Consider the following 20,374-nt stretch of genomic DNA (forward strand, 5'->3'; position numbering starts at 1 on the left):
GTCACTGAGCAAAGTCCAAGTCTCCCGATAGAAAGGAAGCGCTTATGACGTTATTATCCTTCTTCTCCCAAGAGAATTCGCCGGAATTCATTATGTTCTCTGTACAACATGGGATCGTAATTGGGGTAATCATTTTATTCGTATTGGGTTTGTATGTAGGAAGGCATAGGATCAGGAGGAACCGAATTGTCGCATCGGCGATTCGATATGGACTGGTTGTTGTTCTAGCTCTGACGGAGATTGGACTAAACACATGGTACTTCGCGAATGATTTATGGGATGTTCGATATACGCTGCCGCTTGAGTTATGTAGTGTGACACTTATTCTTTCGATCATTATGCTACTAACCCGAAGTAACAAGCTATATCAGATTCTGTATTTTGCCGGAATAGCCGGGGCATTCCAAGCTTTAATTACACCTGCCTTAGCATACGGTTATCCACATTTTCGTTACTTCGAGTACTTCATCGCCCATGGTGCTATTGTTCTATCTCCGCTCTACATGACGTGGATTGAGCAACATCGGCCGACGTGGAAATCAATCGGTTGGAGTCTGTTGTTTCTGAATGCTCTGGCATTAGTGGTTGGTACTGTGAATTATCTCCTCGGTTCGAATTACATGTTCCTTAATCATAAACCGGATACGGCGTCTGCACTGGATCTATTGGGACCCTATCCATATTATCTACTGGCCGAGGAAGGTGTAGCGCTGCTTTTTTTCGTAGGTATGTATACGTTATTCTTTATACTTCCAGCTAAGCGTAAGAATAGGCTAGCTTCGGAGTCAATATATAATTCAAAAGGAGTCGATTCATAATGAAATTCATGTTTATCTCGGATATTCACGGGTCTGCATATTGGCTAGAGCGAGCTTTGGAAAAGGTAAAAGAAGAACAGGCCGATTACATAATCCTGCTCGGGGATTATTTGTATCACGGTCCACGGAACCCACTGCCTGAAGGTTATGATCCTCAGAAGACCGCCACTCTACTTAATGATCAGAAAGAGCGTGTTATCGCAATTCGTGGCAATTGTGATGCTGAAGTAGATCAGATGTTGCTTGAGTTCCCAATGATGGGCGATTATTCTATCCTGTTCCACGAAGGGCGCCGGATCTTTGTCACACACGGGCATGGATTCCATATGGAGCAATTGCCTCCGCTGACCGCAGGGGATGTATTTATTCAAGGACATACCCATATTCCTGTAGCCGAGAAGCGGGAAGAGATTTATGTGCTTAATCCAGGATCTATTGCATTGCCCAAAGGTAACTACGCTTCCTCTTATGGAGTGTTAGAAGGAAATACTTTCGCTGTTAAAGATTTTGATGGAGGTATAGTGAAGGAGATTGTATTTAGCTAAAATATCTAACCGAGAAATAGAATTACCTATCTGAAAATGAAAATTTGCTGATGATAAGTTTAGGGGAATATATTTTAAAAAATGGGGAGAGTTCAACATTGATTAAAGGCTTAAGTAAGGCAGGTATTGGTCAGGTCCGTGATGAAGAGTTTATCCTCTTAGCGGCGGAATACGGCTTTGGTGCAGTAGATCTTGAAGCGGAGGCGTTAATTGCTTGCGTTGGGTTAGAAGGAGCCATAGAACTGCTAGGGCAACATAAGATGTTGATTGGTTCTATCGGTTTGAACGTGGAATGGCGCCGTACAGAGGATGAGTTTCTCGAGGGGTTGAAGGGATTAGCTCAATCAGCAGCAACGGCTGCTGCACTAGGCTGCAGAAGCTGTTGTACATACATTTTGCCAGCTACCGATCAGAGTCCAGCCTTGTTTATGGCGCAGGCGGTTCGCCGCTTGCGGATTATAGCAGAGGTACTAGGGGCTTATGGTGTTAAGCTTGGTTTGGAGTTTGTGGGTCCTCATCATCTCCGCACCGCTTGGAAAAATCCCTTCATATGGACTGTGAATGATACTCTCGCGTTAATCGATGCCATTGGATTGCCTAATGTGGGGCTCTTGGTAGACTCCTACCATTGCTACACGACAGGATTTACGGCGGATGACCTCCGCAAGCAGTTGCGATCGGAGCAAATTGTTCACGTTCATATAAACGATGCTTATGACCTTCCCGTAGAGCAATTACTAGATAATGATAGACTATATCCGGGTGAAGGTGTTATAGATTTACAAGGTTTTGTGAAGAGTCTAGGTGATATTGGGTACCGTGGTGTGGTATCTCAAGAAGTGATTACACCGTTAGATGCAACTGAAAGTCCGGACCAATTGCTGCAACGGTCAAAAATAGGATTTGATAAGGTGTTTTCATAAGATCGATATAGCAGACAGATGTGTTGCGAAAACCTATTGAATAACTTAGCGAAGCCTCGATTAATCCGAGGCTTTTTTTTTTATAGAGAGCAAATGGTTTGAGAACCCATGCGTTCTAAGCATAAAAGGGCACAAAACCAGCACTAGCGTTTGACCATAAATCGAAGATGATTGCGAGTCGCTGGCTGTAAAATGATTGCCAGTCGCAGGACATGAGTGCAAATCGCTGGCTGTAACGGAACTCAGCGACCTTATTTGCGGTTTATCCCACTGTTCTGGATTGTAACGGAACCAGGAGACGTTATTTCAGCATTGTTCATGCATAGAGCATCATTTGGAAGGAATAAGGTCTTTCAGTTCCGTTAGAAATTTTCTCGACCCTCAAAACTCAAAATAAGGGCTGTCAGTTCCGTTAGATTGGTGTCTGAATACGCTATAGACTGATTCAGGGGTTGTGCAAATAAAGTGTTGCTTAATATGTATACGTTTGCTATGATATACACCTTCTCTCAAAATTTACCTTGTCTGAAGTAGACAGCAGAGGCTGTCACACACACTTATCGGAGGTGCTGCATGCTTTATTTCACTTTGGCTTCTAAAGCCTATGCCCGCAATCTTCAGTATCGCGGTGCACACATGGTGCATAATATCGCAAGTGCGATGTTCGGCTACATGTATGCCTGTATATGGATCGGGCTCGGCAAAGACCACGTTCTTGGAGATTACGGAACGCAGGGGATGGTAAGCTATATTGCCTTCACTCAATCGTCGTTGTGGATTTCCGGATTTATTACGAATGGTCTTGGTATCCCGCAAGCGGTGCGAACCGGTCTCATTTCACTTGATTTGCTACGTCCCGTCCATTTGTTTACGCATTTGATGGCCCGGGAATGGGGGCAGATCGCCTACCAGTTTCTTTATAAGTCCCTCCCAATTTATTTGTTGTATGTTGTTGTCTTTCGCTTACAGTTTTCCGGTAGTTGGCTCACTCTGATATATGTAGGTGTGGGGCTATTTGGAGCGGCATATTTAGCTATCTGTATGAATTATTTAATTGGTGTAAGTGCGATGTGGACTACGGAATCTTCGTGGCTGCATTGGGGGAATCATGCAATGATTAATTTGCTCGCTGGATTTTTTATTCCACTGGAATGGTTGCCGGATTGGCTGGAGCGCTTCGCTTGGCTGACCCCGTATCCGTATCTTCTGTATGTACCTACGCGTATTTTTCTTGGGTTTGGTGACGTTTCGTTGTTATGGGGAACGTTGTTTTGGTGTGCTCTTATGACAAGTGGTTGTCTGCTAGCGACACAGTGGCTTAGGCGAAAAGTGGAGGTGCAAGGAGGATGAACGCAAAATCGTGGTTTTCTTTGTATCGTTTGTTGATTCGAACAAGTATCCGAAGCCGGATGCAGTACAAGTTTAATTTTGTGCTGGCCTCTGTGCTTGCTGCCGTTATTCAAATCTCTGAATTTTTGATGGTGGCCATTGTGTTGTATAAGTTTGGAGCTATTCAAGGGTGGTCACTATATGAGATTGGTTACCTCTTCGCAGTGATCACCTTGTCAAAGACGTTGTACCGCACGTTTGCTGATGAAGTTCATCATCTAGAGAAGTATTTGGTAGGTGGTGAACTAGATCAGTTACTGACACGACCACTTCCCGTGCTGCTAACGCTGATGCCACAGAGCTTTAGAATTATGTTAGGTGAGGTTCTGCAGGGTGGTTTTCTGCTTTGTTGGTCACTTGGGGCGATGATGAGCCGTGGGCAGGTGAACTGGGTATCCGTACCTTTGACTTTACTGGCGATTTGTACCGGAGCCGTTATTATGTTCTCGATCGGATTAGCTACCGCAACGATTGGTTTTTGGACAACGCGGATCACTGAGTTGCAGAACATTACGGAAGACGCGGCTCGAACCGCAGCTCAATACCCACTCAGTCTCTATCCTAAATGGTTGTCTTCTTTATTGTTAATAGTGATTCCGGTGGGATTAGTAAACTATGTACCGGCTTTATATATTTTGCGTGGTGAGCTTGGACCTTGGGTTCCAGGAGTAGTGGCGGTGGCTGCAGGGATCTGTCTGTACGGCAGTCTACGTTTCTGGCAGTTTGGTATTACTAAATATCAAAGTACAGGGAGCTAGGTGAATTTCAGATAAAAGGGAGGGATTTACATGAACATTGAGGTAACTGAGATCCGAAAGCAGTTTAAAACTCCGGTTACTCGTGAGGGGCGATTCGCCGGATTACGTACACTATTCTCGCGGGATTATATCGTTAAGGAAGCGGTACGGGGCATTTCGTTCCAAGTAGACAGTGGGGAGTTTATTGGTTATATCGGTCCAAATGGAGCAGGAAAATCAACAACGATCAAAATGCTCACGGGCATACTGCACCCAACTTCGGGTAAGGTGCTGCTAGGCGGTATGGACCCACATAAGGAACGACGCCAAACTGTAAGGCGACTTGGGGTCGTATTCGGTCAACGTAGCGGACTTTGGTGGGATTTGCCTGTTAAGGATTCCTATGATATTTTGACCGAAATGTACGGCGTTACTCCAGCGGACAAAAAACGGCGTCTGGACCAGTTCGCTGAGTTGCTTGACTTGCATGAATTTTGGGCTACTCCGGTACGTAAGCTTTCACTGGGGCAACGGATGCGCGCTGATTTGGCGGCGGCAATGCTACATGATCCCGACTTACTATTTCTAGATGAGCCAACCATTGGTCTTGATGTGAACGCCAAACGGAATATCCGTCAGTTTTTGAAAATACTTAATGAGCAATTTGGCAAAACCATCTTGCTAACCACACATGATATGGATGATATTGAGCAATTATGCAAACGGGTTATGGTCATCAACGAAGGTCAGCTGTCCTATGATGGAACAACACAGGGGCTCCGTGATAGTATTGGATTACCTACGTTGTTTCGGGTTGCATTCAGGGGAGCTTTTCACATCCCAGAGCATTTCCAGGCGAGTTTGTCTGAAAGCAATAACCCTATAACTAGCGCCTCCCTGATCAACATGCCAATACACGTTACCAAGGTACAGGACAATATTGTTACGGTGGAAGCTAACCGTCAGGAATGGAGTACGATGGACATTCTTCGCGAGTTAGAGGGTTGGGGTGAAATTGACGATATCGATATGGAAGAACCGGATTTCGAGGATGTTATCCATCGAGTGTATTAATAATAAAGTGATCGTATAGCAACCACTCAAGAACCACAGCCGGATGAAAAATCCAGGACGGTGGTTCTTTTTATTAAGTACGGTCTGTGCCATGATAGCTATGGGGGCGATTGAAGAATGTTTAAGGATTTCAAGCTCATTGCCGGACGTCCGGTATATATCCAAGTCAAGGATTATATGAAGCATTTGATTATAAAGGGTGCCTTGCAGGGCAACCAGAAGCTGCCCTCTACTCGGGAGCTCAGCTTGTTACTTCAGGTCAGCCGCAACTCCGTGATCTCCGCCTATGAGAGTCTAGAGGATGACGGGTTTACTTATGCGGTGCAAGGTCAAGGGAGCTATGTAGCCCCTGCTGCAGCCGGCAGTATTAGTGTCCCTACATGGACGCTGGACTGGAAGACTCGGTTGAATGGGCATGCGCGAATGGCCGAGGACCTAGATATTATGAAGCGTGGAATACGCGCGGAGAAAGGGACGATTTCTTTTACCAGCATAGCTCCGGATGAAAATCTGTTCGATCTGAATCATGTGAAAAGAGCCTTTATGGAGCGGATGTCGGTAGAGGGGAACGTACTGCTTAATTATGGATACGCCAAAGGCTATAAGCCATTAATAGATTATTTGCGGCAGTATATGGAGCACAAAGGTGTAGACATGCACGGAAAGGATATTTTGATTACCAATGGCTTTACGGAAGGATTCGATATTGTATTGTCGGCTCTAAGCAAGAAAGGTGGGGCTGTAATCTGTGAGAATCCAACACATCACACGGCAATCAAGAATCTGAAGCTGCATGGTTTTGAGCTAAAAGGGATTTCGATGGAGCGAGACGGCATTCACCTGGAAGAACTGAAAAAGGCATTGGCGGAAGGGGTCTACGACTGCGCCTACTTTGTGCCCTCTTATCATAATCCCACAGGCATTGTCATGTCCCCTGAGAAAAGACAGAGCTTGATGAAGCTGATGACACAGTATGAAATCCCGGTGATCGAAGATGGGTTTAACGAGGAATTGCGTTATTCAGGGGCGCATGTGGCGCCACTTATCGCTACGGCGGGCAGTGGGAACAGTGTGGTCTATCTGGGAAGCTTCTCCAAGGTGCTGTTCCCAGGGCTGCGGGTGGGTTGGGTTCTTGCCGATCGGGAGTTAATCTCGGTTCTAGAGAGCACGAAACGGGCACGTAGCATTCATACCTCTACGCTGGATCAGTCCATCTTGTATCAATATCTACTGGGAGGCCATCTCGAGAAATATTTGAAGCGGGCAAAATCAGAATATAAACGAAAATACGAATTAACCCTGGAGTGCTGCAAAGAGCTGATTCCTTATGCAACGGTATCGGGGGATGGTGGGTTGCATCTATTTGTAACGTTTGAGGAGGGTTTTAATACCCGTGAGCTCCTGGCTGCTTGCCATGAGCGTGGTGTTATTTTTACAGCGGGGGATATCTTCTTCACAGATGGCACAGGACAGAATACGTTGCGACTAGGTTTCTCCAGGGTAAGTGATGAGGATATTCGCAAAGGTATCGCAATTATCGGCAATGTGGCACGACAACTAATGGGATAAGAGGTGAGGAAGATGAAAGTAGGCGTCATTATGGGCGGAGTTTCATCTGAATATGAGGTGTCGTTGATGACGGGTAGAGAAATGGTGAAGCAGCTCGACTCGAACAAATATGAAGTCATCCCCATTGTAATTACGCAGCGGGAAGAACTGGTTGATGCGGTGAAGGGGCTTGATTTTGCGCTACTGGCTCTTCATGGGTCATACGGCGAGGATGGTACGGTTCAAGGGACACTGGAGACGCTAGGTATTCCGTATTCAGGAATCGGGGTGTTGTCTAGCAGCCTGTGCATGGATAAGGATTTGTCCAAAGTAATTCTGCGCAGCGAAGGTGTACAGACACCCGATTGGCTGTGCTGGAGCAGCATGGCAGAATTCTCAGCGGAGGCTGTAGAGCGGCTGGGTTATCCGGTGATGGTGAAGCCGGTTTCTGGCGGATCTAGCATTGGGGTGGAGAAGGTGAACGGGAGCCAGGAACTGTGGAATGCTGTGCAGAAAGCTTTTGCCGAGGATTCTTCCGTCATGATCGAACGCTACATTAAAGGACAGGAAATAACCTGTTCCATTGTAGAAGATGAACTGTTGCCCATCCTGGGGATTGAAGCGGTGAAGGGAGAATGGTTCGACTATAGTGCCAAATACGAGGCAGGTGGGGCGGATGAACAGGTGATAGCCTTGCCATTGGAGATTCAGGAGCAGGTGCGCACCGCGGCATGGGCTAGTTATAAAGCACTTAAATGCAGTGTGTATGCACGGATTGATATACTGCTACTGGATGGTATTCCGTATGTGCTGGAAGTGAACACGCTACCGGGAATGACGAAGACCAGTCTGTTGCCCAAAAGCGCTCATGCGGCAGGGATGACTTTCAGCGCCTTGCTAGACCGGATTATTGCTGTCTCACTGGTGGAACGAAGCAGTCGGAATGGGGGGCTTGTTCATGTTGAATGAACTTATTGCCCCGCGTGTCAGGGAGATTGCACCATCGGGCATCCGGGCTTTTTTTGATCTGAGTGCAGCTAACAAAGATATTATATCCCTTGGAGTGGGAGAGCCGGATTTCGTCACACCGGAGCATGTCAGAGCCGCTTGCATCCGCGCCTTGAACAGGGGAGAGACAATGTATACTCCGAACGCCGGGCTACCGGAATTGAGGGAAGAAATCGCCGGATATCTGCATAATGGGTTTGGGCTCCGCTATGATCCAGCCAATGAGATCCTGGTTACAGTGGGAAGCAGTGAGGCGGTGGATTTGGCGCTGCGGGCTTTAATTGCTCCTGGGGATGAAGTGATTATTCCGTCCCCCGGCTATATTGCCTATTCTCCGATCGCCCATCTGAACGGGGGCGTGCTGGTAGAGGTTCCGGCAGCAGCAGAGCAGGGGTTCAAGCTCACAGCCGAAGCTTTGCAAAAGGTTATCACGCCGCGCTCTAAACTATTGGTGGTTAATTTTCCTAACAATCCTACCGGAGCTGTAATGTCCTACGAGGATTGGCTGCCAATTGCACAGATCGTCAAGGCGAACAACTTGATTGTCCTATCGGATGAAGTATATGCAGAATTGACGTATACGGGTCAACATACCAGCATTGCCGCTCTTCCCGGAATGAAGGAGAAGACAATTGTAATCAGCGGCTTCTCCAAGGCATTTGCCATGACTGGCTGGAGAGTAGGGTATGCATGCGGCAACCCTGAGTTGATCGCAGCTATGCTGAAGATTCACCAATACACCGCAATGTGTGCACCTGTGCTCGGACAAATCGCCGCTATCGAGTCTTTGCGGAATGCGCTTGGGGATAAGGATATGATGAAAGACTGTTTTGACCAGCGTAGACAGTTGCTTGTTGCCGGACTCAGAAGCATTGGATTATCGTGCCACGAGCCGAATGGAGCTTTATATGCTTTTCCATCCATTGAACATACGGGGCTGACATCGGCGGAATTTGCCATGCAGCTGCTGAAGGAAGCGGGAGTTGCCGTTGTGCCTGGTCATATCTTCGGAACAGGTGGGGAAGGCTACATCCGCTGCTCTTATGCAACTTCAACCCGGAAACTGACAGAAGCACTGGAGCGGATCGAGGGGTTCATGAGTAACAAAAGGGAACGATCTCTCTCTGCTATATGGGGTTGAAGTTGGACGAAAGTTATTGTTACGTTATGGCGTTGTTTGAAAAGCGGTCCCTCTTTCTGTAGAATCGATCTCATCAACCTTTGAAATCGATGAAGTGGAAGGAGAGGACACCGTGGAAGGAATACCGGATCATCTAGATTATGGATTAACGATCTTATTCATTGGATTCAACCCCAGTCTAAGATCGGGCGAGACCCGGCATCATTATGCTAACCCACGTAATAACTTCTGGCGAATACTCTATTCCTCCGGACTGACACCCCGGTTATATGATGCCTCTGAGGATGGGGAACTGCTGAAACTAGGATATGGGTTCACGAATATCGTCGCACGTCCCACACGTGGGATTGAGGATATTACCCGGGAGGAGTACGCAGAGGGTAGAGAAATTTTACATGCAAAGCTGAGTGAGTACCGGCCACAGGTTGCTTGTTTTGTGGGCAAAGGTGTATACAGTCAGTTTAGTCGTAAACCCCGTGTTGATTGGGGATTTCAACAGGAATCAATTATTGAAGGAGTTCACGAATTTGTGGCTCCTTCTTCGAGTGGACTCGTACGAATGAAAATGGATGAGATTGTAGACATCTATAGACAATTAAGCCAATTTACGGCCAAAGACATTTGTTAAATTTGTGTGATACGCAGGATTTACCACGCTTATACTCCCTTATAACTCTCGACTCTTCTAAGGTAATATGGTATCATATGACTCTGATAACGTATTACCGGACTAAAGTATATTAATAGTTTGTAGATAAGAGGGAGAGAGTCTATATGAAGAAAATAACTCTATTAAGTTTGGTACTAGGTATGATGTTACTTGCGGTAGTTGGTTGTTCCGGCTCCGGTAATAGCGACAACAAACTAGTGATCGGGATTGATGATAAGTTCGCTCCACTTGGATTTAGAGATGATAATAATGAAATTGTCGGATTTGACATCGATTATGCAAAAGCGGCTGCAGAGAAGATGGGGATGGAAGTAACCTTTCAACCGATTGATTGGAAGTCGAAAGAATCAGAGTTGAACAGTGGACGAATTGATCTCATTTGGAACGGTTATACAATTACTGATGAACGTAAAGGCAAAGTGTTATTCACTAAGCCATATTTAGCTAATAGCCAAGTCGTCGCTACACTGGCCGATTCTAGTATTGTTTCGGTATCTGATCTGGCTGGTAAAGTCGTAGGACTTCAATCTTTGTCTTCGGCAGCGGATGCACTGGATGCAAGTCCAATCAAATCCGAGATCAAGACAATTTCTGAATTTCCAGATAACGTACTCGCATTAAGCGATTTGAAGACGGGGCGACTGGATGCAGTCGTTATTGATGAAGTGGTTGCAAGATACTACATGTCCCAAGAAGAAGGAACGTTTAAATTGCTTGATGAATCGCTAGCCCCAGAAGAGTATGGAGTTGGTGTGAAGAAGGGGAACGAGAAATTGCTGGATAAGTTGCAAAAGGCACTCGATGAACTGAATCAGGACGGAACTGCATCCACTATATCTCAGAAATGGTTTGGCGAAGATAAAGTATTGAAGTAGAACCAGAGTAAAGTCGTTGGTACTAGGGTAGAGATTACGATTGTTGTATTATCTTATGGGAACCGGATGAGTAAAGGGATCCGGTTTTTGTTATTGGGGAGACGAAGATATGAGTTTGGATTATTTAATAAGAATTACAGGGCCAATGCTGGAGGGTGCACGAACGACGGTACTTATGTTCTTCATCACTATCATACTGTCGATTCCACTTGGTTTTGTTATTACGTTGATCGTTAAGAGTGCAATAAAGCCATTAGCTTGGCTTGCACATGGGTATATTTACGTCATGCGAGGAACACCACTTCTGTTGCAGATGGCATTCTTCTGTTTCGGTCTACCCGTGATTCCTGTCATTGGCGAATATCTAGTAATGGATCGCTTTGCTGCAGCCTGCTTGGCCTTTACATTGAATTATGCAGCTTATTTTGCTGAAATTTTCCGCGGTGGATTGTTGGCGGTGGATAAAGGACAGTATGAAGCAGCGCAGGTGCTTGGGCTTGGTCGCTGGCATACACTGACTCGAATTGTTCTACCGCAAATGTTCCGAGTGGCCTTGCCTGCCGTGTCGAACGAATCGATTACGATGATCAAAGATACAGCTTTACTCTACGCGGTGGCGGTACCGGAGTTGCTACATTTTGCCCAGACCGCGGTGAACCGTGATTTTACGATCATGCCGTTTTTTATTGCCGGAATTATATATTTGCTAATGACTCTTGTATTAACTTTATTCTTCAAATGGCTTGAGAGAAAGTTCAAATTTCAATAAAAGGACTGGCTAAATATGGCGATCATCGAAGTAACAAATCTCAAGAAATCCTTCGGGAGTCTTGAAGTATTGAAGAATGTCTCTTTTGAAGTCAAACAAAGCGAGGTTGTGGCTGTTATCGGTCCGTCTGGATCAGGTAAAAGTACGATGCTGCGCAGTCTGGTCCATTTGGAAGAGGTGAACGGTGGTAGTATTAAGATCGGTAATGATTACGTTGTCAAAGAGGGTCGATATTCTGGGGGACACCAGATCAAGGAGATTACTGCCCGCATGGGGATGGTATTTCAACACTTCAACCTGTTCTCTCATTTAACAGTACAAGGTAACTTGGAGCTAGCACCCAAGCTGGTGAAAGGACAACATACCGCCGATATACGTAGCAAAAGTACTGCTTTATTGGAAAAAGTCGGATTGACAGACAAAATGGATGTTTATCCACAGCACCTTTCCGGTGGACAGAAACAGCGCGTGGCGATTGCTCGGGCATTGATGATGGACCCAGAAATATTATTGTTTGATGAACCTACATCGGCTCTCGACCCCGAATTGACGGGTGAGGTGTTAGAGGTTATGAAGCGACTCGCTGAGGAGCGGATGACAATGGTCATTGTGACTCATGAGATGGGATTCGCCAAGGAGGTTGCTGACCGAGTCGTATTTATGGCGGATGGCCAATTTATTGAGTCTGGCACACCTAAAGAGCTATTTGGTAATCCTAGACATGAACGGACGAAAGCATTTTTGAACCGAATATTATAACTTATAAAGGATATCTCCCTTTCTGTCGATATAATAATGTAGGGAGGAATTCATAATGAGAGTTAAGAAAATAAATCGCAAGAGATTAGTAGATGCCTTGCTATTGGCTGCTCCGATTGCAGCAAAAGCAGAGTATGAATGGCCGAAGCATACATTCGATTATAATATCGGCGAGGATTTGAAACTAGAAGTTGAGTTTTTAAAGGACTTGTTTGAGCATAATACGGATTATATTATGGAGAAATGGTACGGTGGAAAAGATATAACGGGTGGACTATTGGATAAGTGATCAATGTCAGAAAAGATACATGGTGGCGCCTATTGGCGTCGCTTTTTTGATTTATTTTATGTAACCATCTATATGAAAAAGTGTTATATATCTATTATGGAATCAAGTCTATATTTTTTCACTCGATATATGGAGGGCTTGCTATGGATACATACAGTATACAACAAAACGATGAATGCATAATGCGGGGGGACTATACTTCGGCAACAGTTGTTTCTACGGCCACAAATTATATTATGGACAAGGGCAACGTATTCACACATACCTATCGATCCTATATTCAACTTAGAGAGAATGGATCAGTGAATCTTAAATTTTGGCATAGTAACGCAATTGATTCCACTTGGGATATGGGGCAGGTTGCTGTCGGAAGTCAATTAGGCGGAGAGTGGCTGATTGAGGCAGCTTTTGTGGCTGATGGAGGGAAGACTCCGGATGGTAAAGTTGTAGAAGGATCTCAAATTCCGGTCACTTTTGCAGGCAAAGATTCAAAAAAAGTAACACCAGGCGAGAAGTTCTACAGCGATGAAGTGAGTATTCATTTGCCTGAGGGGCATTATCTATCCTTTACTTGGACGATTACGACATGTTCACCCGGCAAAACGTATCCATACAACGTAGAGCAGATGCTTGTTACGGCCTATGATGCTCCAGGGAATTTGGCACATCAGGAGTCGGCTACTTCATTTACGGAGTCCGAGAATATGTTGGTATTTCCTAGTTACATAGGTTACAAGAAGGATGTGGGGGAGCATATTGTATTCTTGGGCGATTCCATTACACAGGGAGTGCGAACTACCAAGGATGCTTATGAATATTGGGTCGCAAGGATCGCAGCAGAAATGGGATCAAATGTTGGAGTGTGGAACATTGGTTCTGGCTGGGGAAGAGCCTACGATACAGCAACAGATGGATCATGGCTATATAAAGCCAAGCAAGGGAATAAGGTCATTATTGCACTTGGTGTAAATGACATTGATATCGGCAAACGAAGTGCGGAACAACTATTAACTGATCTGACGACGATTGTATCCAAAATAAAAGAGAATTCTCCGTCAACTGAAGTTATTCTTTTCACTGTGCCGACGTTTAATTTTGGCGGTGAGCAGGAAAATGTATGGCGCAAGGTGAATCACACGATCCTTACTCATCCTCCTGTGGGAGTGAGCCGAGTATTTGATGTTACTCATGTTCTCTCTCAGGCCGCGCCCAATGACCATCTACTTAAGCCGGAATATATGAGCTCAGTTTATGATCCACATCCAAATGGCTTGGCGGGTAAAGCAATATCTGATGCTTTTATGAGTTGGTACCTGAGAGATACGGAGTAATTAAGCTAATAGAGCCCAAAGATTATATAATAACGGGAAATACTCCACCTAATAAGATGTGTACTTTTACATGGGATATCTTAAAAGGAATATCTCCAGCTAATTTGACGATTTCAAGAGTAATGATAGAATATCGGATGAAATAACTGGAGAAATTCCAGTTAGATAGGGGAGCGGAGGTTTTACATTCAAATTAACTGGAGGTTTAGAACTAGAATAAAAAGTGGACACCTCGATAAGAGAATTCGATAATGAATCTATCAGGAGGTGCTCACATGGGTGAACAACGGAAACGGTATAACGAAGAATTTAGGAAAGAAACGGTCAAGTACCTTCAGGAGCAGACGAAGTCGATGGAGGATATGGCTCTTGAATTAGATATCCCAGCGAAGACCTTACATGCCTGGAAGGCTAAGTACCGCGAATTTAAAAATGAACCTATCGCAAACATGGAGCGAGTTCGGGAGCTTGAACAGTTACTGAAAGAAAAGGAACAAGTGTTACAGGAACGAGAACGTCGGATTGCGGATGTAGAAGAAGAGCTAGCGATTGTAAAAAAAGCAGTGCACATCTTCAGCAAACCAAAGAACTGAGATTTCAGTTCATCGAGAATAGTCGCTCCGAGTTTCGATTGGAGAAGATGTGCGATGTACTTAGCGTTTCCCGGAGCGGTTATTATAAATGGAGAAACCATGAGACTAGCCAACAAGAGCTGCGGAAAAACCAAGTGCTAGAGCGGATCCACTACCACTTCAGTGACTCAGAAGAGCGCTATGGTGCACCAAAGATCACATTTTTGCTGAATAAAGAAGGGTGTAACGTGACGGAACGAACGGTAGGCCTATATATGCAAGAACTTGGTTTACGTTCTTGTGTTTCACGAAAGTACAAAGTACAAACTACCGATTCTAATCATGATATGGCCATTGCACCCAACATCCTGAACCCAACAGTTTCAAAGTACGGAGCCTAGCAAGGTGTGGGTCACAGATATTACCTACATTCCGTGCAGAGAGGGCCGGTTATACCTTGCAAGCGTTCTGGATTTGTGCACACGTGAGATTGTGGGGTGGCGACTGGCTGATCGTATGACAACTGAATTAGTCCTTGAGGCGTTAAAGGACGCCTACGCAGCCAAGAAGCCTAAGGAAGGTCTCATTCACCATTCTGATCGTGGAGCACAGTACGCATCCACAGAATACCGTGAACTGCTTAAGAGCTACAACATGATCTCTAGCATGAGTCGCAAGGGAAATTGCTACGACAATGCTTGTATTGAATCATTTCATAGCATCCTAAAGAAGGAACTCGTTTATTGCAGAAGGTTTAGAACCAAACAACAAGCCAAAGACGAGTTGTTTCGATATATCGAGTTTTTTTACAATCGCAAGCGAATTCATGGTGCGCTCGGATACTTGTCACCGATTCGCTTTGCTGCACAGTTTCAGAAGAAATCTGCTTAATTCCCTTAAGGTAGTGTCCACTTTTTTGACAGAGGTCCAGTTTTCCAGTTAAATGATATCCCTCTCCAGAGGCTTCAGGTTACATAGTACCCTGAAGCCTCTGGAGAGTGTTTAGATATCAGTCCGTACTACTAGAGGACATCATGTCTGGAGTATATTCTAAGTGTACGAAAGGCATTGCAAGGATAGAAAAAGGGGTAGCTCAAAAGTAAATTTACTTTTGAGTTACCCTGTTTTTTTAAATTAGTTGTCGCCCAGCAGATACGCTGTCAAATCAGCATAACTCTTTGCAAGTTGATGGGGACGATGTGCTGATTCCGGCTCTACACCTCGGTGATTGAACCAGATCACGTTCCAGCCGGCAGATGAAGCACCAACTACGTCATTGCGCCAGGAATCCCCGATATAATAGCAATTCTCAGGTAAGAGTTCGAATTTATCGGTTACATGCTCGAACAGCTTGCGATCAGGCTTAGTGATGCCGACAGCTCCCGAGATGAAGAAAAGTTCGCTCGGAATGAACTCTTCCAGATTTAGAGCCTGGATTTTGTTCATTTGGTGTTCTGGCGGACCGTTCGTAATAACCCCAACGAGGTAACCATGGGCTTGTAACTTCTGTATCAGTTCCCGCGCGCCCTCAAACATTTCAATTTGAAATTGTTTGTTGAGATACTGAGCCTGTACCGCAGCGGCTTGCTCCGTAGTTAGGATAATATCGAATTCGGCTAGAGCAAGTTGGAATCGGCTGGTACGCATTTCTTCGAGATCATGACCCTGTGTCGGAGTCCCTCCGCGCTCTGCAGATAATTTATCACTGAAATAGCGCAAACGATGATATGCGGGTTCATAAGGGAAGTCTATCCCTGTCGATAGTACGCTTTGCAGCGCGAGGCGAAAAGGAATCAAGTGATCATAAAGAGTGTCATCTAAGTCAAAAAAAACAGCTTTCTGTGGTGTGTAAGCGTTCATGTTGTACGGTTCTCTCCCTCCGGCGGAATTAGGTTAGTCTGGCATCCGCTTTATATACTAGGGATTATTATACCGGGAGCAGCTGTTTTTCGACAGGATTACTATAAAAGTTACTTCTAGTATGCTTAAAACCTGCGACTTGCACCGCCGCCCCCAGAGGAACCGCCGCCACCTCCGCGAAAACCACCGCCTCCTCCAAATCCACCGCCACCGCCTCCACGCCCGCCGCGACTAAGCATAGAGAGAAGGAAGAAGGTTAGAGTACCGCGGAAGAAAATGAAATCAATTGCGAGTAAAACAACAATAAGGATGATCCAGCCGAGTGGCAGATCGCCACTAGCACTCTCCGTGGCACTTGGAACAACTATATTTTGCGGTGTTAACTGGTCTTCTACACCGTATTCTTTGGCCACTTCGTTATATAACATCTTATAGGTTTCAACAATAGCCTCCCCAGGCTGATTATTGACTAAATAGGGGATGGTTACTTGATCTAGAATCCGACCCACCTTGCCATCTGGCAAAGCCCCCTCAAGTCCATACCCAACTTCAATACGAAGTGGTCTGTTACCTGGTTCCCCATCTTCCATCGATAACAGAAGTAACACGCCATTGTTTAGTTTTTTGTCACCAAGTCCATATTGTCTAAGCGCTTGTAGAGCATAATCCTCTACCGTATATCCATCAAGTGAAGGTACCGTTAATACTCCGATTTGTGCTTTTGTACGATCCTCAAGTGCTCGACCCAGACTGTTCAGTTCGTTGGTTTGCTCACTTGTCAGCAAGTTCTCGAAATCCTGAACGTAGATATCACCGTGCGGTTCAGGGATGGATGGAGCTGCCATAGCAATAGGTGCGAGCGATATGAACAGGACGGACATTAAGATGAATACCCGGAGACACCACCCTTGACGCTGGGCGATGCCCCGAGTTATGAAGGGGAGTCTCAGGTGTTTCATGCCCCAGCTCTCGCTATATCTACACTTTTGATATCGAAGCGTAGAGACGTATTCTCTGTTCCGAAATCAACTTCAGGATTATTTCTTGATTCTGCTGTCGTTTCGAAGTAATCCTTCTTCTCGAATCCGAGCATTCCAGCCACTAAGTTACCAGGGAAACGCTTGATCAATTTGTTGTAATCCGCTACTACATTGTTGTAGTCCGCGCGTGCCACAGCGATCCGGTTCTCTGTACCCGAAAGTTCATCCATTAATTGCGTAAACTGAGCATCTGCCTTCAGGTTCGGATAATTCTCCACGACGACAAGGAGACGACTCAAAGCACCAGATAACTGTTCATCGGCTTGCGCAACTTCACTTGGTGTACGCGCTCCACCCAGAGCTGCACGTGCATCAGACACAGATTTGATGACATCTTTTTCGTGAGCCGCATATCCCTTTACTGTATTTACGAGGTTTGGGATCAGGTCAAATCTACGCTGCAATTGGACCTCTATCTTACTCCACTCTTGATTCACAGTTTCTTCAGCCGTAACGTATTTGTTATAGTTACCTGCAAACACGGCAATGAGAACGACGATGACTGCCACGACAATGATCAGTGGTAAGAGGCAGCCTTTTCCTTTGAAATTCATACATAACTTCCTCCCTATGAAATGATTATGAAGCTTGTTCTGTTTAATCCTAGTCACGATCTCTTAGTATTATTCCCGTAATCAGAAACTAAACTCAGATGATGTGAACAGCTTAAAACTTAATAAACGATACGGTATAGGTAGCCAAAAGGTTTCAATATTCGTAATAAAGACAATTGAAATAAGCTCAAGTTGTTAAATATGTAAAAATAAGTAAGGTGGGATGATTTGGGAGGATCCAAGAGGATGTGTATGAATCCCTCTGGTCAGATCCTCTGACATGGAGTGACCCCTGCTCAGCTAGTTATAAGAGCCTTGAGCACGTTTTCCCTTAGAGCATAAAGACTTTATACTTATATATGTATTACAAAAAAGTAAAGAGGAGTTGGCTTGCTTGGCTTATGATGATGTGTTGGTACGTCGGAGTGAAATGTTGAAACGACGGATTGGTGTGATGATCACCAGGGAAAACCAATATGGATTGGGAAATCAAGACGGCCATTTTCTTCGAAGAATGGTGAGAGAACTTTTTCAGACGGAATTTGAGTTGAAGGCGAAGACAGGGTCTACACTTGAAAATCATAATCGTTAATGAATGAAGGGAGATAGCCTGCGCAGCAGGTTATCTCCCTTTTCTTGGGACGAAATAAACAGTTAGGTAGGTATGTAAAATATTCGAAGTGTTATACGCGAGGGCGTTTAACTAATAGCTTCGTGATCATTTGATTGAGCACCTCGGACAATACAAGACCGATAGCTATCGATCCCGAGATAAGAAAGGCTTCCGCCGCAAGTTGGACAGCTATATTATATTCATTCTCCACGAACTTCCGCATGGCGTCGTAAGCAAGGCCACCTGGTACTAGCGGAATAATGCCTGCAACGCTGAAAATGATGACGGGCTTCTTACAGGTACGTGCGAATAACTGGCTAATGACGCCGACGATAAAAGTGGCAATGACTGTAGAGAATAATGGATCTAGGTAGAATCCCACAAGCGTGTAAGTCATCCAACCCAACATACCGGATAATCCACATTTCAATAAGGTCCGCTTGGGCGTGTTAAACAAGATGCCAAAAGCCGCAGATGCAATAAAACTTGTAATTAGCTGAATCATTAATGCCATATCGATCGAGAACCGTCCTTCCACCTCAAAAAAATGTGAACATCACCGCTATACCTGCTCCGATGGCGAAAGCGGTGAGAAAAGCTTCGGCTCCACGGGACAAGCCGGATACTAGATGTCCGGCCATAAGATCTCTAACTGCGTTCGTAATGACGAGCCCAGGAACAAGTGGCATAACGGAGCCAATGATTATCTTGTCCAACGAGACTCCAATTCCGAGAGTCACTAGTAACATGGCTAGTAAACCCACTAATAATGACGCTGTAAACTCAGCGAAAAATTTAACTTTCACGAGGCGATGGAGAAGAATGAACGCCGAGAAAGCAAGGCCGCCACATAGTACACCGGGAATAAAGTCAGATAATTCTCCTTTGAACATTAATGTGAAGCAGCCAGTTGATATTGCAGCTGCTGTAATCTGCAAGAAGACAGGATAAGCATGCTTGGACAAGTCGATCTCTACAAGTAGCCCATGAGCCGCCTGGGTTGTAATGGCTCCACTACTTAGTTTGCGGGAGATATCGTTGACTGCAGCGACTTTCTGCAAATCGATCGTTCGTTCAGCAATCCGAATCAGCTGAGCCGAACCCGTATCCCCAGCTTGAAACATAATCACGGTAGGTGTCACGGAACTATGTGAAGAGACCAGACCCATAGCAGTTGCCATCCGGGACATTGTATCTTCAACTCGGTAAGTTTCTGCTCCACTTTGTTGCATGATTTTACCCGCAAGGAGACATAACCTGACGGGTTCTTGTCCTGTGCCTAGGGCACCGTTGTCCATCGTTGTTCACCCTTTTCCATATTCTTCTGTCATTATATCATGAGGACTATAGAAAGGAGAATCCATCAAGGACGGATTGTTACCCTAGTTCCGATGGGAACAAGCGCTGCGAGTGTTAGCACATCTTCATTGTGCATTCGGATGCAACCGTGGGATACTTCTTTACCTATTGAGGAAGGGTCATTGGTACCATGGATACCATAATGGGGTTTGGAGAGACCCATCCAAAATGCGCCGAATGGGCCACCTGGATTAGGTTGCTTATTGATGATTACATAGTCTCCAACGGGTGTCTGAGTTAACATTTTACCAATTCCGACCGGGAATGCCCTGACGACTATATTATCGTCAAGTAAGTACAACTGTCGATCTGATAAATCAACAATAATCCTATAATTTGGAATTGTAATCTCCTCCTAGATGAAGTTATAGCTACAATATGTATATTCAGTGGACTAGCCCTACGCGACTCAAATGTAAGGCAGAACATTTTATGTAGAATCATGGGAGATGCATTAATTGTGTGATATGCTTGTACATAGATATTCTATCTATATCCCC

At 45.1% G+C, this 20,374-nt stretch carries 25 protein-coding genes; 19 read left to right on the forward strand and 6 right to left on the reverse strand.

Features of this window, described 5'->3' with window-relative positions:
* The first annotated feature begins 44 nt into the window (after positions 1 to 44).
* From NST85_RS06620 to NST85_RS06705, 18 genes are all read left to right on the forward strand, one after another.
* Positions 45 to 818 (forward strand): YwaF family protein, encoded by a 774-nt coding sequence (locus tag NST85_RS06620; protein WP_341188892.1) that lies wholly within the window; start codon positions 45 to 47, stop codon positions 816 to 818.
* Positions 818 to 1,363 carry a phosphodiesterase gene (gene yfcE, locus NST85_RS06625; protein WP_341188893.1) on the forward strand — a complete coding sequence of 182 codons (546 nt, stop codon included), beginning with the start codon at positions 818 to 820 and terminating at the stop codon, positions 1,361 to 1,363. Before NST85_RS06620 ends, yfcE begins: the two co-directional genes overlap by 1 nt.
* A 98-nt stretch (positions 1,364 to 1,461) precedes the next feature.
* Positions 1,462 to 2,286, forward strand: a complete 825-nt coding sequence (locus tag NST85_RS06630; protein WP_341188894.1) for a sugar phosphate isomerase/epimerase family protein — start codon at positions 1,462 to 1,464, stop codon at positions 2,284 to 2,286.
* Positions 2,287 to 2,859: 573 nt separating this feature from the next.
* Positions 2,860 to 3,636, forward strand: coding sequence for an ABC transporter permease (locus NST85_RS06635; RefSeq protein ID WP_127192090.1), 777 nt, complete (start codon positions 2,860 to 2,862; stop codon positions 3,634 to 3,636).
* A complete protein-coding gene (locus tag NST85_RS06640; protein WP_341188895.1) occupies positions 3,633 to 4,433 on the forward strand; it encodes an ABC transporter permease in 801 nt (266 codons plus the stop codon). The genes NST85_RS06635 and NST85_RS06640 overlap by 4 nt, the downstream gene beginning before the upstream one ends.
* A 30-nt stretch (positions 4,434 to 4,463) precedes the next feature.
* Entirely contained in the window at positions 4,464 to 5,486 is a 1,023-nt protein-coding gene (locus NST85_RS06645) for an ABC transporter ATP-binding protein (RefSeq protein ID WP_341188896.1), read from the forward strand.
* A gap of 117 nt (positions 5,487 to 5,603) precedes the next feature.
* The gene (locus NST85_RS06650) at positions 5,604 to 7,055 is read left to right on the forward strand and encodes an aminotransferase-like domain-containing protein (protein WP_341188897.1); all 1,452 of its coding nucleotides are present in this window, start codon (positions 5,604 to 5,606) and stop codon (positions 7,053 to 7,055) included.
* A gap of 12 nt (positions 7,056 to 7,067) precedes the next feature.
* The gene (locus NST85_RS06655; protein WP_341188898.1) at positions 7,068 to 8,003 is read left to right on the forward strand and encodes a D-alanine--D-alanine ligase; all 936 of its coding nucleotides are present in this window, start codon (positions 7,068 to 7,070) and stop codon (positions 8,001 to 8,003) included.
* The gene (locus tag NST85_RS06660; RefSeq protein WP_341188899.1) at positions 7,993 to 9,183 is read left to right on the forward strand and encodes an aminotransferase class I/II-fold pyridoxal phosphate-dependent enzyme; all 1,191 of its coding nucleotides are present in this window, start codon (positions 7,993 to 7,995) and stop codon (positions 9,181 to 9,183) included. The genes NST85_RS06655 and NST85_RS06660 overlap by 11 nt, the downstream gene beginning before the upstream one ends.
* A gap of 112 nt (positions 9,184 to 9,295) precedes the next feature.
* Entirely contained in the window at positions 9,296 to 9,811 is a 516-nt protein-coding gene (locus tag NST85_RS06665) for a mismatch-specific DNA-glycosylase (protein WP_341188900.1), read from the forward strand.
* A gap of 146 nt (positions 9,812 to 9,957) precedes the next feature.
* Entirely contained in the window at positions 9,958 to 10,728 is a 771-nt protein-coding gene (locus NST85_RS06670; RefSeq protein WP_341188901.1) for an amino acid ABC transporter substrate-binding protein, read from the forward strand.
* A gap of 109 nt (positions 10,729 to 10,837) precedes the next feature.
* Entirely contained in the window at positions 10,838 to 11,497 is a 660-nt protein-coding gene (locus tag NST85_RS06675) for an amino acid ABC transporter permease (protein ID WP_127192082.1), read from the forward strand.
* Positions 11,498 to 11,512: 15 nt separating this feature from the next.
* The gene (locus NST85_RS06680) at positions 11,513 to 12,256 is read left to right on the forward strand and encodes an amino acid ABC transporter ATP-binding protein (RefSeq protein ID WP_341188902.1); all 744 of its coding nucleotides are present in this window, start codon (positions 11,513 to 11,515) and stop codon (positions 12,254 to 12,256) included.
* A 55-nt stretch (positions 12,257 to 12,311) separates the two neighbouring features.
* The gene (locus NST85_RS06685; protein ID WP_127192080.1) at positions 12,312 to 12,545 is read left to right on the forward strand and encodes a hypothetical protein; all 234 of its coding nucleotides are present in this window, start codon (positions 12,312 to 12,314) and stop codon (positions 12,543 to 12,545) included.
* Positions 12,546 to 12,688: 143 nt separating this feature from the next.
* Positions 12,689 to 13,876, forward strand: a complete 1,188-nt coding sequence (locus NST85_RS06690) for an SGNH/GDSL hydrolase family protein (RefSeq protein ID WP_341188903.1) — start codon at positions 12,689 to 12,691, stop codon at positions 13,874 to 13,876.
* 275 nt (positions 13,877 to 14,151) lie between these two features.
* Positions 14,152 to 14,469 carry a transposase gene (locus tag NST85_RS06695; RefSeq protein ID WP_341188904.1) on the forward strand — a complete coding sequence of 106 codons (318 nt, stop codon included), beginning with the start codon at positions 14,152 to 14,154 and terminating at the stop codon, positions 14,467 to 14,469.
* Positions 14,470 to 14,516: 47 nt separating this feature from the next.
* On the forward strand, positions 14,517 to 14,849 hold the full coding sequence (locus tag NST85_RS06700) for an IS3 family transposase (protein WP_341191083.1): 333 nt from the start codon (positions 14,517 to 14,519) through the stop codon (positions 14,847 to 14,849).
* Positions 14,850 to 14,853: 4 nt separating this feature from the next.
* Positions 14,854 to 15,339, forward strand: coding sequence for an IS3 family transposase (locus NST85_RS06705; protein ID WP_341188905.1), 486 nt, complete (start codon positions 14,854 to 14,856; stop codon positions 15,337 to 15,339).
* 243 nt (positions 15,340 to 15,582) lie between these two features.
* Here the strand turns inward: NST85_RS06705 and NST85_RS06710 are convergent, their stop codons facing one another.
* The 3 genes from NST85_RS06710 to NST85_RS06720 all read right to left on the reverse strand — a co-directional run bounded on the left by NST85_RS06710 (position 15,583) and on the right by NST85_RS06720 (position 17,902).
* Entirely contained in the window at positions 15,583 to 16,308 is a 726-nt protein-coding gene (locus NST85_RS06710) for an HAD family hydrolase (RefSeq protein ID WP_341188906.1), read from the reverse strand.
* 125 nt (positions 16,309 to 16,433) lie between these two features.
* Positions 16,434 to 17,189: a TPM domain-containing protein gene (locus NST85_RS06715; RefSeq protein WP_341188907.1), complete on the reverse strand. Its 756-nt coding sequence runs from the start codon at positions 17,187 to 17,189 to the stop codon at positions 16,434 to 16,436.
* A gap of 74 nt (positions 17,190 to 17,263) precedes the next feature.
* Positions 17,264 to 17,902 (reverse strand): LemA family protein, encoded by a 639-nt coding sequence (locus NST85_RS06720; protein WP_341188908.1) that lies wholly within the window; start codon positions 17,900 to 17,902, stop codon positions 17,264 to 17,266.
* A gap of 394 nt (positions 17,903 to 18,296) precedes the next feature.
* On the opposite strand from NST85_RS06720, the gene NST85_RS06725 reads away from it, so the two are divergent.
* Positions 18,297 to 18,494: a hypothetical protein gene (locus NST85_RS06725; protein ID WP_341188909.1), complete on the forward strand. Its 198-nt coding sequence runs from the start codon at positions 18,297 to 18,299 to the stop codon at positions 18,492 to 18,494.
* 91 nt (positions 18,495 to 18,585) lie between these two features.
* On the opposite strand, the gene NST85_RS06730 is transcribed toward NST85_RS06725, so the two are convergent.
* The 3 genes from NST85_RS06730 to NST85_RS06740 form a co-directional block, all read right to left on the reverse strand.
* Positions 18,586 to 19,029 carry a threonine/serine exporter family protein gene (locus NST85_RS06730; protein ID WP_127192074.1) on the reverse strand — a complete coding sequence of 148 codons (444 nt, stop codon included), beginning with the start codon at positions 19,027 to 19,029 and terminating at the stop codon, positions 18,586 to 18,588.
* 25 nt (positions 19,030 to 19,054) lie between these two features.
* Positions 19,055 to 19,813, reverse strand: coding sequence for a threonine/serine exporter family protein (locus tag NST85_RS06735; protein ID WP_341188910.1), 759 nt, complete (start codon positions 19,811 to 19,813; stop codon positions 19,055 to 19,057).
* 65 nt (positions 19,814 to 19,878) lie between these two features.
* Entirely contained in the window at positions 19,879 to 20,217 is a 339-nt protein-coding gene (locus tag NST85_RS06740) for a L,D-transpeptidase (RefSeq protein WP_341191084.1), read from the reverse strand.
* Between the last annotated feature and the right edge of the window lie 157 nt (positions 20,218 to 20,374).

The organism is Paenibacillus sp. FSL K6-2524 (assembly GCF_038005525.1).
GTDB lineage: Bacteria > Bacillota > Bacilli > Paenibacillales > Paenibacillaceae > Fontibacillus > Fontibacillus anaericanus.